The following is a 17,955-nucleotide window of genomic DNA, read 5'->3' on the forward strand; positions in this document are numbered from 1 at the left end:
TTTCTTATCGCTTACTGCGCCAGTTTTCATCATAGCCAAGATTCGATTCTGTCGTACGTTTTATATCATATAAAATTTCGCTAAAAAATCGTTCAGGTACTTGCTTTGGTACAATGCGTCTCGCATCATCAACTTCGTCATAAGAGTATGAGCCGCGGCTCACTGTACCTGCTTTATAAAATTGAATTTCAAATAGGCATACATCGTCCTCTTCTTCATATCCAACAGGTGCACCCTCAAATGCAAGCTCCGCCCCTAATCCTGCGCGAGTGTCTTCTTTATAGAAAGAATAATACACACCAGCATCTTCAACTGATCCGCGATTCCAGCCGTACTTCGTTATCTTACCAAACAGCGAACGACCATTGATTTGAATACCCCCAAACCTTTCCACAGTTACTTTCTCATCTTCCGCCACCAAAAATACTTCCCGAACAATCTGCGGGAATGGTTGGATAACCTCATAATCTTCTAGCTGTTCCTTCCATAATTCTCTTTCCTCTTCGGACAATTCTAGCGGATGGATCAGACCGATAACAGTGTCTGGCGTAAGTTCATGCTCTTCTTCGTCAATCGTATTAAATGTTCCGTCCTCCATATAACGGAACATCGCAACCAACTTTCCTTCCTTATACTCGCCCCAAATCAGTGAGATAGCAAATTGCTGCATAATTGGATTTTCTACAAACAGAGATTTCCATGTATGTTGCGACCAATAGCGATTAAGAGAAAGTGCTGTTTCGAGACGCTGCGTTTGCATACTAATGATGCTTCGAAGCTGTTTCTTGATAGACGATAACTCCACCTTAGCCTCTTCTGCTTTTTCCACATGATCTTTTGCATTGGGTTTCGGAAGCGACTTTATTCGTTTTCCCTCTTCTGTTTTCAACTCGATTTTCAGGTTGGGTGTTAAATAGGCAGTAAATGCCCTGCTTCCGTAATCAATTGTCTTTTCACCGCGTTTATTAAAGCCAAGGTCTGGAACAAGCTGATCCTCTAGCTCTTCTTCTGTTATACCGCGTGTTTTAGCAGCGAGACTCAACGCTTCTTTCGCAGCATTACGCACCTGCTTATGTTTATATTTGAATGCCATAGTATTAATCGTCATAAGTGCAAGATATGATGAAGACAACGCCAACGCCTGAACAGCTGCGGCAGCAATAGCTCCACGCATGCCAACAGCCCACTCATCAATCTGCTTTTTGAGTAGCAGCGCCATTTCATCATCACTATAAATGCCGTACATCGAAAGAATACCGCGTTTTTTCGCCTCCGCCCCTTGAGAAACCCACAACTGATAGATTGCCTGTATATTTTCTTTCAAATCTTGTTCATTCAAAGCCGCAGCTATCATTTCCGCCGCTTCCTTTTTCAAAATTACAGACTCTGATACATACTGCTGAAAATAAGCTAGTGGAAGCGTTGTATCGGCAATTGTATTAGAGTCACGAAGACGAATTTGTGGTTCAAATCCGAGCCATTGCACGAGTGCATTTCTTTTTTGCGGTGTTAAAATACGTGTACAAAAAGATTCGATACTTCCTGATACTCCTTCTATGTCCTCATCGCCAAGCAGCGGAGCAAACTTCTCCATCAAGGAAGCATTTTTCTTTTCTTTCAAAGCTTCTTGCACAAGCTGTGTATATTTTTCAGATTTATAGTATAAAAGTGTTTGCATTACATTTTCGCGTACGACTTTCTTTCTACTATTCAATTCCTTTGCTACATCATCTGCAGCTTCCACATCTTTTGTAAGAAACTCGACTGCGGCAGTACGTACTTTTTTAGAGGAATCTCCAAGACTTTGAATAAGAAGAGCACGCGTTTTAACCGCATCATACTTTGCTAGCTCATCCAAAATGAAAATCCGTTCATCTACAGAATACTCAGTAAATACTCCTTTCACATATGCCTGTTCTTTTACAAATAAACGAACAAGTGCTTCTTTTGCCTTACTTTCATCCTCACTGTGCCGAGCAGCTTGTTTAACTGAATAATAAACAAGTTTCTCCTTCGATAAACCGTAGGATAGAAGATCTTCCAACATTCGTTCAAGCGAACCTTCCCTATGAGAATACTGTTGCAGAAGTTCATATAATTTATAATTATAGTCATTTCCAAATTGAAGTTTGAACGCTGCTTCCCTCTTTACCGCTTCCTCTATATCCCAAAGGAGTGCAATTGCTAAAACAGACATTCCCCGGTAATTATTTTGCTGCTTTGAACTCTCAAGCACTTGCTTCATATCTTCAAATGATAATTTCCCAACTAAATAGTCACGATATGTATCACGTATGTCAGATGATTCGGAATCAAGGGCAATCATTAAAAATTCTTCACGTAATCTGTTTCGATTAAATTCGTATCCTTTTTCCGCCAAAAGCATCACCACGAAAAGATAATAACTTTGACTTAAATATTGCAGCGTACGCTGAACAAATTCTGGCTGCTCTTCCACCATACGAAGCAATAATTGATATTCATATACTTTGTCGGGGTTAAAGACGCCTAAATGACGCCAGGTAAGACGATATGCGAAAAACCTTTCCTCTGAAACACCGAATTGTTCGCACAAGTTTAGACTGGTTTCATACGCTTGTTTATCAAAACTCCTTGTTCTTACATGATTTCCAAACTGATCAAGAACATGACACACATGATCCGTTGCATAATCCATAAAATTTTTAACAGAACGTTTCGCTAACAAGTCAATATATCGTCTTGCCACATTTGAATGCTGATAAATACGAAATAATAGGTGCCAGGTTACATCAGGTAAAGATGAACCAACAGTAACTTCACTATCAGATTCACCTCGAACGTATCTTTTCGCCAATTCTATCTTCTCTTGAGCCCCATCCAGTTTCAATATAAACTCCGCATGCTCTTGCAGCTCTTCCTCCAATAAAGAACTGTACGTAAGAAATCTCTCATAATCTGCATCTAGCATATGCAGAAGCAAAACCATCTTTGGTCGACCTGTTATAACTTGCAACTTCTCTTCTATGTACTTTGGATTCTCCCTTATTAATTCCCTAAGAAAAACATCTGCTTCATTTACAGAACGGGAAAGATTCGTTAAATACTTACACGCCAATTCTACAAGACTATCAAATGCAAGACCGCTTTTTTCAAAATAAACTTTTATATCTGGAAAACTCATATGTGAAAAGCGTACGAGAAGAACGTTCAACAGTTGATCTTCAAGCAAATAATAAAATAACCGAAAAAAAACTGCGTCTTGCTTATACGTTTCCCTAAAATCACTCATAAACTGCCAAGCAAAATCACTACGTTTATTGTCACGAATCGTCGTTTGTTCTATATGTTTTAAAACTTCTTCATCTCTCGTCTGTAAGTAACGTAACGCTAATTCCTCTTGTTCCCCTGTCATATTAAGATGTTGAAACAACTGATATGTACTGACTGCCATCTTCTCTGCCTCCCTAATCCTTTTATAAATTCATAGTTATATTACTTAAACAAAAACCATTATATCCCATATCCGAAATTTCAGATATAAAAACACGGAATATTTTTACATTATCAGTATATCATATCAGCCTAAGAGAGAACACACGTTCCGCGCAAGGATTTCATATTTATTTAAGATAATCATTGAAAATTTGGTTTAGAGATACTCAAAGTAAGTAATGGACGTTTTTATGTTATGTATTAGACTTAGGGTTTTGGCAAAAAATTAATGTTCTGTATTCAAACTCAATTTAATGAATAAAAAAGACGCCAATTATAGCGTCTTTTAAAAAATCTTGGTTTTCAAATAGATTATTATTTTACATTAACTTTATCATTTTAACTTAGTTATTTGGGAATCATTTTAATATTTCTGATAACCCCATAATTTCTTCAGCTTTTGGATTTTGGATGCTATAGTAGATTTCTAGCCCCTGACGATTTCCCTGTAGAATGTTTCCTCTCATTTTAGATAGGTGTTGTGAAACTAATTCCTATCGTTGTCAGTGGACATAAAAAAAAGATGGCTTCGATCGAATATCAGAACCACCTTTTAAGTGCTTGATTTTTCAGGTCTTTTTTATAAACATAAATGTATTAAGATTTATATTTTTTTACTGTACAAGGAATAGTTACAATGTACAAATCTATAGCATAGATTGTAACCCAAATACCTTTACCTTCAGCTTCTAACTTTTTATCTAGTTGAGACAAATGTTCTGAAACTTTTCTTTTCCCCCATCTCCTAGGAAACCATTGAAAAACCTTAGGAACATTATATTTCTTATTATACCAAGTATTCAATCTCCAGAAAATCAAAAAAAACAAAACAATAGTTACGATACGAAAAATATCAGAATATGAGATTCCTAAAATCATATTATATCCTCTCCATTTTCACTAAAATCCATATAATTCACTTTTTAATTCTAATTCATCCCCATCCCCTGTTTCGAAACCCTTAAATAATAAATGAATTATTTAATTATGATTAAAGAACACATTATATTCTTTTGATAAATTACCATGAGGATATGGACAAGAAACATAATCCCATAATTTATTATCAGCTTGTTGTTACGTTCTTCCATAAATCATAAGGGGGTTATTAATTTCTTCTATTAGGACAATGGGGCTTACGATTAATCATACCAAGAAAAATAAATACCCTGCGATAAAAAGATCGGTACCTTCATCAAAAAATGTACATTATTTGGTTTCTGAGTTTTATAAAATTACAAGTCCACCTCTCACAAAAACAGGATAAAAAAATAAACAGCAGAACTAGTCCACTGTTTACTTCGCTACGCCTTCATGTAATTTTTCTGTATAATCTTTTACGTCTTTCCAGCTATCTTTTGCTGTATGTAAATCTTCTTTTATAAACGTAAACTCTTCAGGAGTAATTCCTTTTACGTTTTGTAATAAGTTATTATATTTTGCCCCTACTGTATACCATTGATTTGATATGTTTTGCAGTGCTGTAATTGCTGCATCAATCGTTTCAGTCATATTTGTTGTTTTATTTTTTACATCTGTTAAAATTGCGACTTCTGCTTGCGCTCCAGAAATTCTATCTTTTAAATTAGCGATTTCTCGTTCTGCATTTGCGATATCTTTTTTCGCAACCGCAATCATCGGTCCGCCAGCAAGACATGTTATTAGAGCTACGCAAAGTACGCCACCAGCAATAACCATATCATTACTCTTTTTAATCGAATCGTTATATGTATTTATTTGTTGCTCTAGAGCTGGAATACCTGCATTCGTACTTGCCAATATCGCTGTTAACTGATTTGTATCCTCTTTGAAACTATTTGTATCTTTCGCCATTCTATCGCGAAAAGCTTTCAAATTTCCTAATAATCCATCTACCTCATTTTGATTCTTTACAATATCCGCATACAACTTTTCTAAATCCGCTTTTAATTTTCCGCTATCCTTTTGATCAATCGCTATTAACATGTCATTATAATACGATTGAAAAGTATTATTGTAATTAATAATATTTTGATCCGTTTTCATAATTTGAGGCTTCATACTATTTAACCAATACGCCGCATTCATTTTTGCATCTCTTTGATGCTGAATCATATTCCCTTTAAGCTCACCATTAATCGAACTTATTTTGCTTAAATCCGTTTCTTGCTGATTTTGAATTAATTTTGCATATGAATCCATCGCGAATATGCTCGATGTTGTTTGTGCCATTACATCTTGGAATCCTGCTGGGCCAAGAGAGTAATCATTCGCATTTTCTTGTTGTATTTTTACGTTTTGTTCTGCTGCAAAAGTATGTAAAGGAAATGTGTTACTCGTTGCCACCCCAGCAATCATTAATGTTAAAAGACATTTCTTATAAAATCGTTTCTGCATACTTTTCACCTAGTTTCTTTATAAGAGTATAAAAAGCTCCTGCTCACAACTGAACAGGAGCTTCAAATCATTCATCAACACTTAACGCTCTAACGATTCGTATTCGATTATGCTTTTTTTGTGTCTACTACTTTAATGTCTTCAGCATAAATCTTTTCTGCATAGTCTTTAATGTTTTTCCAGCTATCTTTCGCAATGTTTAAATCTTCTTTAATAAAAACAAGGTCATTCGGACTAATTGAATCTACATTTTGAAGTAAAGAATTGTATTTTGACCCCATTGTGTACCATTGGTTTGAAATGTTTTGCAACGCTGTAATTGCAGTATCAATTGTATTTGTTAAATACTCCGTTTGTGTTTTAATGTTTGTTAATCCTGCTACCTCTAATTGAGCAGTTGTAACTTGTCCTGTTATTTTTTGAATTTCAGCTTGTGCATTATCAAGCTCCTTTTTTGCTAATACGATTCCAGCTGTACCACCGCCTACAGCTGCTGTACCACCTGCAATTAACGCCACTCCTAACGGCGTTCCTGCACCTGTAGCAATAACTACTGCACCACCGATAATTGCAATTGGCCCTAGAGCTGTCGCAACTGATGAACCGATAATAATTGCATTATATTTACTAATTGCTTCATTGTACGTTGTAATTTGATTTTGCAATAGCGGAATTCCAGCGTCTTGACTAGCTAAAATAGATGTAATTTGATTTGCATCACCCTTAAAGTTTTGCGTATCCGACGTCATTTTATTTCGGAATTTCTTTAAGTCTTCTACTAGCTGATCTACTTGCGCTTTATTTTCATTAATACTACTTGATAATCTAGTTAACCCTTTCGTAAGCGTCGCTTTATCTTTTGCATCAACCGCAGCAACTAAAGTATCATAATAGTTTTGGAATTTCGTATTGTAATTAATGATATTTTGATTTGTTGAAATAAGCTGTGGCTTCAATACATCTAACCATTGCTTCGCATTTCCTCTAGCTGTATCCTGGTGCTGAATCACTTTTCCTTTTAAAGCAGCATCAACAGACGATACATTTCCAAAGTTAACATTACCTTGTTTAATAATTGTTAAAGCGTACAGATCCATTACTAAAGCGTTTGAACCTGTTCTTTCCATTGCATCTTTTAGGCCTTCTGGTCCTAATGAGTATTCCTCATAGTCATTATAAGCTTTTGCGACCGCATGAACTGGAGCTTGTTTCACTGTACTTTCAGCTGCATACGTATGAGCTGGCATCATGTTTCCTGCTGTAAATACTGCCATAAGTGCTGATAGAGCCATTACTTTATAAGGTTTTTTTGTCATTTTTCTTCTCTCCCTATATCGTTACTTATTTTTAATGTACTTCAACGTTTGTAACGTAATCTTCAAATTGATTCGTTTGTTTATTCATTTCATCACTTACTTTTTTAATTTGGTTGAAATGTTTTTGTAGTAAACTACTATCTGTATATGTGCCTTCTTCAACATTTTTTTGAATTTGGATCATATTATTGTTTAAAACTTTCCAATCCGTTAACAACGTTTCTAAAGTTGTAATTTGACGGTCAATTAGTTCTGTAAAGCTACTTACTTGATCTTCAACGAATGTAATTTGTGTCGCCTCTGCTTCAGTTTGTGATAATTTTTGAATAAGTGGTAGAAGCTCTTTTTGTTTTTGCTGAATACGAAGAGCCGCTTCCCTCGTTTGACTATCGGCAGCATTTACAATTTCATTACTTAAAGTACCGATAGAAACAAAATCAATTGTTTTCGTTTGTGCAGTTTGATTTGTAATTGTAAATACTTGTTTACCGATATTAATAGAACCTTTAATAATTTCTTGAGGTCTATTCAATATAGTAGTTAGTTCAGCTTGAATTTCCCCTTGAATTCTTTTAATATCTTCTCTTAACTTCACAATATCTCCACTTGATCCTTGTAGTGTTTTTATTGCTTCATCAGCCTTTATCGATAAGTTATTACTATCTTTGTCTAATACTGCTTTAAATCGATTTAGTTCTAATAAATCTTGCTCCATACTCTCTTGGATGCTTTGTACTTGCAATTGTAATTTTCCATATGCGCCTGTAAAATCTGCTTTTGCCTGTTCATTTTCATTTACGTTTTCTGCTAGTTCATAGAGCTTACTATAATAGCTATTAAATCTAGTACTATACCTCATCATCTCTTGATTTAAGTCGATTAACTTCGGATTATATTCATCAATCCACTCTCTTACATTTGCCTTTGCAAATTTTTGATGATTCGTCAAACTACTCATCGCGTTCACCTTAATGTCTGGCTGTTGTAAAATAACTAATCCATATGCTTGTATAAGTGGTGATTGTGATCCTAACATTCTAATTGAATTCGATAATGTATTTGGAGCAATTACATTTTGTGCATATACTGTTTTCACTTCTGTTTGCCCCTCCTTAGCGTAAGCGCTTACAGGAATAAAACAACTCGTAGATACTGCTGTAACCAATAACCCTGTAATTAAAGTCTTTTTCACTTTAACTCCTCCTATGTATTAGCAACTATTACTATCGCATTTTATTATTCTATTTTCTTCCCCATAATTTGAGATGGTTAAAATAGAGAACGTTCTCACCGCAATCCATGTATGAACCACCTCTCTCGTATTGCTACAGTACTTACTTATCTTCACAAAACATTTTATTATTTTTTCATATGTGATTAGTATGAATAACACTGTATAAAATTTCTATTTTATAGCAATTTCCACATTCACACAGTGAATATATTACATAAAAATATTATTCATATTAAACTAAATAACGTACGTAAATATGAAATTCCGTTTTGTTTTCATATAAGTTTTATACTGTAAGGTCATTTAAACACAGCTATTTATATAACGTAAAGAAGTATTTTCATTCCCTTTATTTTCAAGCTTTCATGTCTTTATTTTAAAATATAATCCACTTTACTTTTTCAATTGAAATATCCATATATCACAACAAAAACCTCTACTTACTCACAGATGTAAAAATTATATCAATATATCTTTCGGATTCGTATGCAATTATGCATAGCGTATACACAAAAAGGATAGCTTCACTTTCGTAAAGCTATCCTTAAAAAACCTTCTTATTTTTTCAAATGATATGGTACTGTTGTAATAACAACATTTCTTTTATAGAGTAAATACGCACGAATGAGTAAACTAGACTGATTATGAAGAATGTTATGCCAACCTTTTTTCGGAATGAATTGTGGTATAACGACCGTAACTCGGTAATTTGATTCACTCGCTTTATACTGTACTGTATCAATGAACTTTGTTAGCGGTTGAATAATACTTCTATAATGAGAATGTAAAGTAACAAGCCTTACTTCAGGTTGCCACTTCTTCCATTTCTCTTCAAATTTCTTTTCCTCTTCTCTGTCAAAAGCGACATATACAGCAATAACTTGATCTGCTGAAAGAGACTTTGCATAGTTCAATGAGTTTTCTACCACATGTGTCATACCAGCTACTGGAACGACAATTACATTTCCTTCAATCGGGACAATCCGTTCACAAGTTTTTAAACTTAGTTGGTCTCCTACTGCATCATAATGCTTCTTAATTCGGTGGAATAAGAAGATAATTACAGGTAAGAAAATAAGGATTGACCAAACTTGTGCAAATTTAGTTAAAAAGAACATACTCATTACGATAAAACTAATGACTGCACCAATTAAATTGACCGTTAATCGTAAAGCCCATCCTTCCGGTTTTTCACGAAGCCATTTTAATACCATACCACTTTGAGAAAAGGTAAATGGAATAAATACACCTACTGCATATAACGGAATTAAATGCTCTGTTTGCCCTTGGAAAGCTACAATTAAAATAATCGATGCGATTCCAAGTATAATAATTCCATTTGAGTAACCTAGGCGGTCTCCTCTAATCGTAAACATTCTTGGTATAAACTTATCTTTTGCAAGGTTTACTGCTAATAACGGAAACGCAGAATATCCTGTGTTAGCAGCAAGGATTAATATTAAAGCTGTTGTACCTTGTATGAAATAGTACATGAAATTACGTCCAAATGTTTGTTCAGCAATTTGTGAAACAACTGTTACTTCTTTACTTGGAGAAATTCCGTAATAATAAGCTAAGAACACAATTCCTGAAAATAAAACTGCAAGTAATGCACCCATTGCAAGCAATGTTTTCGCTGCATTGTTTGGCGCAGGATCTTTAAAGTTCGGAATTGCATTTGAAATTGCTTCAACACCTGTTAAAGCAGAACTACCTGATGCAAATGCTCTTAGTAATAAAAATAAACTAATCCCTGCAACTGGTGTTCCAATCGGCGTGTGTAAAGCCTGCGAAACGTGCCCCGTTAAAATATTGTATATCCCTACACCAATTAATATAAATAGTGCCAAAACGAATAAATAAACAGGATATGCTAAAACGGAAGCTGATTCCGTTACACCTCTTAAATTTAAGATGGTAATAAATATAACAAATATAATCGCAATGATTACATTATGTGCATGTAAACTAGGAAAAGCAGATGTGAGCGCATCTGTACCTGCAGACACACTTACTGCAACAGTTAAAATATAGTCAACTAATAAAGATCCTCCAGCAATTAAGCCTGGATTCATCCCTAAATTTTCTTTTGATACAACATACGCGCCCCCGCCATGCGGATAAGCAAAAATAATTTGACGATAAGATAAAATAAGGGCCGTCAATAATACTAATACCCCAACAGCGATCGGAATGGAATACCAATAAGCGATCGCTCCAATACCTGCTAAAGCAATTAAAATTTGCTCTGGACCGTAAGCAACTGATGACAATGCGTCAGAAGATAAAATAGCTAAAGCTTTCGTTTTATTAAGCTTCTGTTCTCCAAGCTCTGTTGATTTTAACGGTCTTCCAATTAAAAATCTTTTAATAGATGAAACCACTGCTGTCCACTCTCCAATAATTTTGTACGAACTTTTCTGCTAGTTATAGCGGATAAACGATTTCTTCAGAAAACAAAAAATGTCTACAAGCCATAACGAAATAGACTTGTAGACATTATTTTTTTTGTCGCACAAGCTCCACCTTCCTTCTCAATATAACGCTTACGAGGTTAGCTGTCGGATTCGGGCCTATGAGTAGCCCTACCTTTTTCAAGGATTCACCCCATTGGATTAAGAACTAATCCATAAGAACGGGTCCCCCGCACCATGCGGTTTCAGCGATTTAGAAAATTGAAACTGTGGATTATAATACTCCTTTATTTTCAAAATGTAAACAAAAATTTTTAAAAAGGAAAAATTAAAATGATTGCGCATAATCCGCTGGTAAATATACATAATGAATACTAAAAAATCAATAAAGGAGATCTATATGTCTAAAGAAAAGAAGCCTATTTTTTCCGATTCCTATTTAGATGCATTAGCAAATGAAATTAATCAATTATACGGTAAACGTGAACAGGAAATAAATTTGACAGATAGAACAAAAAGAAATAAATGATTTGTCATAAAAAAAGAAAGCAATACACTTATATATTGCTTTCTTTTTTATTTTTTCATACATCCAATTGTATTGCTGATTTGTTAAAGGTCATTTCTTCATACACTTTCAAATTTTGATATACTGCTCCTAATAATGGTGCTTCTATAGAAAATTGTTCCGCTACATCTAGTAAGTATCCTTGTAAGTGCTTCGCTTCAATAGACGAACCTTTTTCCATATCACGCTGCATCGATGACTTCATATCATACGAAATTTTATCAATCGTTTTCATATGTTCCTCGGTAATATCATCCTTAACTGGTGCCCCAATATATCTCATAATTTGCACACATTCTTCAAATAAGTTTCGGATAAAATCGTGTCCACCTTCGCTTTCACGGATTGGTCCTATTGGGGCACGCATTAATGTTGTCACACCTGACATTACAGTAATAAATAAATATTTATGCCACATATCTTGTGTAATATTTTCACTTAAAACAAAACTAGATTTCGTACCTGCAAATGCTTTAGCAATATGCTTTATTCTCTCTGAATCTTGAGACTTCATTTCTCCAAACATAAGTCTATTTGCAGCGCTAGTTTGTACAATTTCTCCTTGATCGTTTAACGTCGTCTCGATAAAGCATAAACCACCAATTACTTTTTCCTCACCGAATTCCTTTTGTAATAGCGATACATGAGCAATACCATTTAGCAACGGAATGATTACAGTACTTTCACCTACAAACGGCTTCAAATCTTGAATTGCCTCGTTTAAGTGATACGCTTTTGTTGAAAATAAAATCACATCAAATGGAGCAGTTTGATCTTCTTTCGTTATTAATTTCGGTTGAAAGGAAAAATCTCCGTTAACACTTCGGATTACAAGTCCCCTTTCCTCCAATTGTTTTTTCCGTTTACTACGAACAAGAAAAGTAACATCTTCTCCTTTTTCTACTAAGCGTCCCCCAAAAAATCCTCCAACGCCTCCCGCTCCTAATACTAAAATACGCATACAACATCCCCCTTTTCAAAATACAATTTTATAACATTCAGTATACATAACATTATACATGTCCCCTACTAAATAAGCTGAATTTTCATTCTTACTCAAGTATAAAACAGTGGTTATTTTCAAATGAATTTGGGCATGTTGTTTTTATAGCATATATGGAAAGGAAACAATATAGATGGAGGCAATACAAGTAATTGAGGAAAAAGATGTAGCAACAGCTATATTTCAATTTATATTCCCGTTTTCATTTAAAGCTGGATATGAACAACAGATGTTCCCTTTCTTACAAAAAAATGATTTTCGTCCTTTTCGGCTCGATCATCTCGATGATGAAAATACATATTATGGGGAGTTTAAAGTTTCACATCAAAATATGGAAGCATACTATCTTTCATTTACCAATAAAATTCTCTTTCCTCACTCAGAGCATCAAAAGGGCTTGCAACGTTATTCAAAGGACCTTAACTTAGCTGGACATTTAACAACAAATCTTATTTCAATCCCATTCAAGATACACTCTATTGACGTAACACTTTGTCCTTATGAACTTGGCTTCTTAACAATTCGAACAGAAGTAAACACTGCTCCAAACATGACTTTATCCGAAGCAATCGAATTCGCTGCTCGCTTCCGTGTACTTGAAACTAAAAATGATACAAATGAGACTATTTGTATTGAATGTAACGGAAAAAAGTATTCCCAAGTGGAAAGATTCATTTTTGGCTATTTATTTCATGGCGTAACAGATTTCTTTGAGAAGAAGAGATTAAGAAGTTCTTACTTTCAAACCTTTCCTTTCTTTGAAGATCAGCGAATGTACGTACAAACTTTATTATCTATAAAAGAAGATATGGAACTGAATGAAGTGGATGTTTATCGTACTTCTAGTCTTTCCGGGTTAACAAGTGATGGCAAGGCAAATGTGAGTGCAAATAATCTGCCTTATATTCATGATTATTTAAAACAACACGCTTACCAAAGATGGGCTCCGAATCGCTATTTCATAATGGAAGAACATATATTCACATGTGTAACAAATGAAGGAGAACGCGAATTTACTAAACTTGCGAGTCAAATGTATGGGGAGTTTTATTACGCTTTATTATTAAATCTATTTCATAAAATTGTTTTATTGAAAATGGCAAACGCTTATGCTGAATTAAACATTGAACAAGATACAAATGAAATAGAGAAATTAATTTATTCAATCAATTCGTTTACGGCGAATTACTTTTCTTTAGAGCTAGTATCCCAATCACAGAGTGAAGATATTTTCTTCCGCTTAAGAAAGCTTTTTAACATCGAGATACTATACTCGAATGCAAAACAAAATCTTGATAGTTTGTTTAAATATCAAGAAAATGTTGCTTCAAAAAAAGATAGCCTTTTACTATTAATTTTAACGCTCTACTCTGTAGTAGGCCAAATGTTAGGGTTTACTATGATTGATCTGTTAAGAAACACCGATTCAAACAAAATATCATCGCCACTTGAATTTTTCGCGCTTTTAATAGCAATTAGCGGCATAGTCATTTCACTTATTTTAGGTGCGCAAAGTTTATACCAATGGAGTCTACAACATAAACGAAGAAAAGCATGGGTAAAACAAACTGTACTTTCTGCTGTGAGAGAGAAAGATGATAAGAAGTAAAGAAGAGTATTTTTACATTGAAGTATGTGGTACGCTACAGTAATTGAAATTTTTATCAGCGATTTTCAAATTATATCGGCGCAACTCGAAATATATCAGCGATTTTCAAATTATATCGGCGCAACTCAAAATATATCAGCGATTATTTAAATATATCGACTTACCGACAAAAAACGCCAAAAAATCAAATATAAAAAAGGCTAATCCAAAAATTTAGATTAGCCTTTTCCCTCTTACTTCTCTGCTTCGATTTTCTCTAATGCAGCAGCTACTTGTTCTTCCGTTAATTCATGTTGTATTACGTAGCGGTTACGTGGGCTTACACGGCATTCGTGAGAACATGCACGTAAATATTTCGCCTCGTTTTCTTCAGAACATAAAATTTTCTTGTTACATTCTGGATTTGCACAGTTTACATAGCGCTCACAAGGTTCACCTGTAAAGTGGTCTTTACCAACGATAACATGTTCTTTTTGGTTTACTGGTACAGCGATACGCTCATCGAACACATAACATTGTCCATCCCAAAGCTCACCTTGTACTTCTGGATCTTTTCCATACGTTACAATACCGCCGTGAAGCTGACTTACATCTTCATAGCCTTCACGAACTAACCAACCAGAAAACTTCTCGCAACGAATTCCACCTGTACAATAAGTTAAAATCTTTTTACCTTCAAGTACTTCTTTATTTTCACGAATCCAATCTGGTAATTCACGGAATGATTCGATATCAGGTTTAATCGCACCTTTGAAGTGACCTAAATCAAATTCATAATCATTTCGCGCATCAATGATAACTGTATCTTCTTGTTTCATTGCTTCATAAAAATCTTTTGGCTCTAAATACTTCCCAGTTATTTCGTGTGGGTTAATGTCATCTTCTAGACGAAGTGTAACTAACTCTGGACGAGGACGCACGTGCATTTTCTTGAATGCATGACCATCAGCTTCATCTATTTTAAACACGATACCGTCAAAACGTGGATCATTGTTCATTGCTTCCATGTATTTCTCTGTTTGCTCTACAGTACCAGAACAAGTTCCGTTAATACCTTCTTTAGCTACAAGGATTCTTCCTTTTAACTCAAGTGAATTACAAAATTCTAAATGCTCTGCCGCGAATTCTTCTGGGTTTTCAATTGTTGTGTACATGTAATATAGTAATACTCTGTATGGTTTTGTAGTTGCCAATGTATTTCTACCACCTATCTAATTTTTAAAATCATGTATAAGTTAACGTTCATATCAAAACATATATAATAAGAAAATGAATCCCATTTCCTTCTCTTTATACTATTTTCTATCAGTTAACAAAAATAAAAAACAAGATTACACACCAAAACACTGTGGTTATGTTGTAATCCCAATATATTATATATCATACAAATGCAATTCCATCAATTAATATGCTGTATTATCGGCTTTATGTTCACATAAATTTCAAAAACAGCCCTTTAATTCATTATGTTTCCCCGCCTCATCACACCATAAACTCCCAATTTTTAATAATGCCACACCATTCATTGTATAAAGGCATATAATTTGCACTAAGGAAACATTTATGTTCAAATAAAAATATCATCTAATACATTTAAATGTATTGAAATAAACAATAAGAATACTTACAATAATTTCATCAAGTTAACATTTCAAAGGGGAAAACTACTATGAATAAAGATATATCAAAAGATGAACATGTCCCTTCTCAAAGTACAACTGTTCAATCAGCGCATTTAGCATTAAGCGGACAAACGAAAGGCTTAAAAAGACTTTTACCATTCTTAGGTCCTGCTTTCATTGCTTCAGTCGCTTATATTGACCCTGGCAATTTCGCGACAAATATTGCCGCTGGATCACAATATGGATATTTATTACTCTGGGTAATTCTTGCTTCTAATTTAATGGCTGTATTAATCCAAACTTTATCAGCTAAATTAGGAATCGCTACAGGTAGGAACCTTCCTGAAATTGCTCGAGAAAACTTCCCAAAACCTGTTTCCATCGGCTTATGGATACAAGGTGAACTCGTTATTATGGCGACTGATTTAGCTGAATTTATCGGGGCAGCACTCGGATTGTATTTATTATTTGGAATTCCAATGTTACCAGCTGCTTTAATTACAGCTGCTGGATCATTTATTATTCTTGAATTTCAACGTAGAGGCTTCCGTCCGTTAGAAGCGATTATAACAGGAATGATTTTTATCGTTGTTATCGCTTTTGGTGTACAAGTCTTTTATGCAAAACCGGAATTAAGTCCTCTACTTTCAGGACTTTTCATCCCAAAATTCCAAGGCGTAGACAGTATATTACTTGCAGCCGGAATTTTAGGTGCGACAGTTATGCCGCACGCAATCTATTTACATTCCGCCTTAACACAGCGCCGCGTAGTCGGAACAAATGATGAACAAAAGAAAAAGATTTTCCGCTTCGAGTTTATTGATATCATTATCGCAATGATTATCGCTGGAGCAATTAATGCAAGTATGTTAATTGTTGCTGCTGCACTATTCTTTAAAAACGGCTTGCATGTCGAAGATCTTGATGTCGCTTTTAACCAGTTTAGCAACCTAGTCGGTCCTGTATCAGCTGCTTTATTTGGAATTGGTCTCTTATCAGCAGGACTATCTAGCTCTTCTGTCGGTACAATGTCAGGTGATATTATTATGCAAGGTTTCATTCGAATGCATATTCCGTTATACTTACGCCGATTTATTACAATGATTCCACCATTAGTTATTATCGCTTTAGGTGTAAATCCAACTTACGCTCTAGTCATGAGTCAAGTCGTCTTATCATTCGGTATTGCCTTTGCATTAGTACCACTTATTATGTTTACAAGTAGTAAAAAAATTATGGGTGCACTCGTTAACCACCGCATAACTACCTTTATCGCTTGGATCATTGCTGTACTTGTTATCATTTTAAATATTTTCTTACTGTATCAAACATTTGTAGGGTAAGGAGAAAAGGTATTCCAATAAACTGGAATACCTTTTTTAGTGAAGTAATTCTCTTTTAATTACCTCTTATATATGTCCCTCTTTCCGGCATCATCTCACCTTTTTCAGTTTGAAAGTACAGTGGCAATCCTTCTGCTAAAAACATACTTACCTTGGATGGATCCTGCCTTTGATGATGAATATGTAAATGTGGCTCACTTGAACTTCCTGAGTTACCTACTTGAGCAAGAAATTCTCCTTCATTTACATGTTGTCCTTCCTTCACTTTAATTGACCCTTTCTTTAAATGCGCAAGAACCAAAAATGTCCCTGTTTCATCTAGTCGTAAATAAATATGATTTCCCGCCATTGACTTAAAATCATCCGATCCCGGAACTAAATCTTTTTCATCATTATTAATTGATACAACTGTTCCAGAAGCTGGTGCCATTACTTTCGCTTCATATATTCCATAATCATCCAACTTACTACTTTTCACTTCAGCAGGAGGAATGAGAATATCATATGCCCAGCGCTCATTTGGTTTGATAACGTGATAGTTCGTTTCTAAACGATCACCACCCCAACCTATTAATGCTCGTTCATTTAAAGGAAAGCGCACGACTACTTTAGGGCTCGTAGAATGTACATCTGCCGGGTAAGCAAGTCCGCCTATGTTAGCGAACCATCCTAAGGGCCAAGCTCCAATTATAGAAAAAAGCACAATGAAGAGTAGCGTTCTATCTATTCGCTTTCTGAAAATGCCTTTCCACACAAATAGTAATACTGACCCTATCAAAATAAAGCTTGATACGAAGCTAAAGGCTTGTATACTCCACCAAAAAACGACTGATATAATACCATTAACTAAATAAATTACACTCCAACTTGTAAGTAAAAAAGCAACTAAAATTACCAACACATATTTCTTCCACATGTTATATCCCCACTCTCATATCCTTGTTCTACATGATACGAATTGAAAATTACAACATACGTAAGAAATACTTACGACTT

The 17,955-nt window shown here is 34.7% G+C and carries 12 protein-coding genes, 1 pseudogene and 1 riboswitch; of the genes and pseudogenes, 3 read left to right on the top strand and 10 right to left on the bottom strand.

Features of this window, described 5'->3' with window-relative positions; genetic code table 11:
* Window positions 1–4 precede the first annotated feature (4 nt).
* The 7 genes and pseudogenes from QCI47_RS18685 to QCI47_RS18715 form a co-directional block, all read right to left on the bottom strand.
* On the bottom strand, window positions 5–3,433 hold the full coding sequence (locus QCI47_RS18685; protein ID WP_071742578.1) for a DUF4132 domain-containing protein: 3,429 nt from the start codon (window positions 3,431–3,433) through the stop codon (window positions 5–7).
* 638 nt (window positions 3,434–4,071) lie between these two features.
* The gene (locus QCI47_RS18690; RefSeq protein ID WP_038356793.1) at window positions 4,072–4,353 is read right to left on the bottom strand and encodes a hypothetical protein; all 282 of its coding nucleotides are present in this window, start codon (window positions 4,351–4,353) and stop codon (window positions 4,072–4,074) included.
* Between the two features lie 21 nt (window positions 4,354–4,374).
* Window positions 4,375–4,572: pseudogene (locus QCI47_RS18695) on the bottom strand (DUF4176 domain-containing protein).
* A gap of 198 nt (window positions 4,573–4,770) precedes the next feature.
* Window positions 4,771–5,850, bottom strand: coding sequence for a non-hemolytic enterotoxin subunit C (gene nheC, locus QCI47_RS18700; protein ID WP_353811912.1), 1,080 nt, complete (start codon window positions 5,848–5,850; stop codon window positions 4,771–4,773).
* 107 nt (window positions 5,851–5,957) lie between these two features.
* Window positions 5,958–7,166, bottom strand: coding sequence for a non-hemolytic enterotoxin NHE subunit B (gene nheB / locus QCI47_RS18705; protein WP_309422673.1), 1,209 nt, complete (start codon window positions 7,164–7,166; stop codon window positions 5,958–5,960).
* Between the two features lie 31 nt (window positions 7,167–7,197).
* Window positions 7,198–8,358, bottom strand: coding sequence for a non-hemolytic enterotoxin NHE subunit A (gene nheA, locus QCI47_RS18710; protein WP_000751839.1), 1,161 nt, complete (start codon window positions 8,356–8,358; stop codon window positions 7,198–7,200).
* A 599-nt stretch (window positions 8,359–8,957) separates the two neighbouring features.
* Window positions 8,958–10,784 carry an APC family permease gene (locus tag QCI47_RS18715; protein ID WP_353811913.1) on the bottom strand — a complete coding sequence of 609 codons (1,827 nt, stop codon included), beginning with the start codon at window positions 10,782–10,784 and terminating at the stop codon, window positions 8,958–8,960.
* Between the two features lie 144 nt (window positions 10,785–10,928).
* Window positions 10,929–11,075, bottom strand: a riboswitch (cyclic di-AMP (ydaO/yuaA leader).
* Window positions 11,076–11,214: 139 nt separating this feature from the next.
* Between QCI47_RS18715 and QCI47_RS18720 the strand changes: the two genes are divergently transcribed.
* Window positions 11,215–11,343: a hypothetical protein gene (locus QCI47_RS18720; protein WP_000031869.1), complete on the top strand. Its 129-nt coding sequence runs from the start codon at window positions 11,215–11,217 to the stop codon at window positions 11,341–11,343.
* Between the two features lie 55 nt (window positions 11,344–11,398).
* Here QCI47_RS18720 and panE read toward each other — a convergent pair whose 3' ends face one another.
* Complete coding sequence (gene panE, locus QCI47_RS18725) at window positions 11,399–12,343, bottom strand: 2-dehydropantoate 2-reductase (RefSeq protein ID WP_001221876.1); 945 nt, start codon at window positions 12,341–12,343, stop codon at window positions 11,399–11,401.
* Between the two features lie 175 nt (window positions 12,344–12,518).
* Here panE and QCI47_RS18730 point away from each other — a divergent pair, with 175 nt between their 5' ends.
* Window positions 12,519–13,994, top strand: coding sequence for a hypothetical protein (locus QCI47_RS18730; protein WP_076875849.1), 1,476 nt, complete (start codon window positions 12,519–12,521; stop codon window positions 13,992–13,994).
* Between the two features lie 233 nt (window positions 13,995–14,227).
* On the opposite strand, the gene trhO is transcribed toward QCI47_RS18730, so the two are convergent.
* On the bottom strand, window positions 14,228–15,187 hold the full coding sequence (gene trhO / locus QCI47_RS18735) for an oxygen-dependent tRNA uridine(34) hydroxylase TrhO (RefSeq protein WP_309422671.1): 960 nt from the start codon (window positions 15,185–15,187) through the stop codon (window positions 14,228–14,230).
* 476 nt (window positions 15,188–15,663) lie between these two features.
* Between trhO and QCI47_RS18740 the strand changes: the two genes are divergently transcribed.
* The gene (locus QCI47_RS18740) at window positions 15,664–16,959 is read left to right on the top strand and encodes an Nramp family divalent metal transporter (protein ID WP_001030647.1); all 1,296 of its coding nucleotides are present in this window, start codon (window positions 15,664–15,666) and stop codon (window positions 16,957–16,959) included.
* 55 nt (window positions 16,960–17,014) lie between these two features.
* On the opposite strand, the gene QCI47_RS18745 is transcribed toward QCI47_RS18740, so the two are convergent.
* Complete coding sequence (locus QCI47_RS18745) at window positions 17,015–17,875, bottom strand: M23 family metallopeptidase (protein ID WP_309422670.1); 861 nt, start codon at window positions 17,873–17,875, stop codon at window positions 17,015–17,017.
* Between the last annotated feature and the right edge of the window lie 80 nt (window positions 17,876–17,955).

It is taken from the genome of Bacillus cereus group sp. RP29 (genome assembly GCF_040459765.1).
In the GTDB taxonomy this organism is placed as follows: Bacteria; Bacillota; Bacilli; order Bacillales; family Bacillaceae_G; genus Bacillus_A; species Bacillus_A paranthracis.

Excerpts from the sequence above, each read along its gene's own strand:
- QCI47_RS18720 (WP_000031869.1), top strand. The coding sequence starts at position 11,215 with ATGTCTAAAGAAAAGAAGCCTATTTTTTCCGATTCCTATTTAGATGCA.
- nheB (WP_309422673.1), bottom strand. The coding sequence starts at position 7,166 with ATGACAAAAAAACCTTATAAAGTAATGGCTCTATCAGCACTTATGGCA.
- QCI47_RS18685 (WP_071742578.1), bottom strand. The coding sequence starts at position 3,433 with ATGGCAGTCAGTACATATCAGTTGTTTCAACATCTTAATATGACAGGG.
- nheC (WP_353811912.1), bottom strand. The coding sequence starts at position 5,850 with ATGCAGAAACGATTTTATAAGAAATGTCTTTTAACATTAATGATTGCT.
- QCI47_RS18690 (WP_038356793.1), bottom strand. The coding sequence starts at position 4,353 with ATGATTTTAGGAATCTCATATTCTGATATTTTTCGTATCGTAACTATT.
- panE (WP_001221876.1), bottom strand. The coding sequence starts at position 12,343 with ATGCGTATTTTAGTATTAGGAGCGGGAGGCGTTGGAGGATTTTTTGGG.
- QCI47_RS18740 (WP_001030647.1), top strand. The coding sequence starts at position 15,664 with ATGAATAAAGATATATCAAAAGATGAACATGTCCCTTCTCAAAGTACA.
- QCI47_RS18730 (WP_076875849.1), top strand. The coding sequence starts at position 12,519 with ATGGAGGCAATACAAGTAATTGAGGAAAAAGATGTAGCAACAGCTATA.
- QCI47_RS18745 (WP_309422670.1), bottom strand. The coding sequence starts at position 17,875 with ATGTGGAAGAAATATGTGTTGGTAATTTTAGTTGCTTTTTTACTTACA.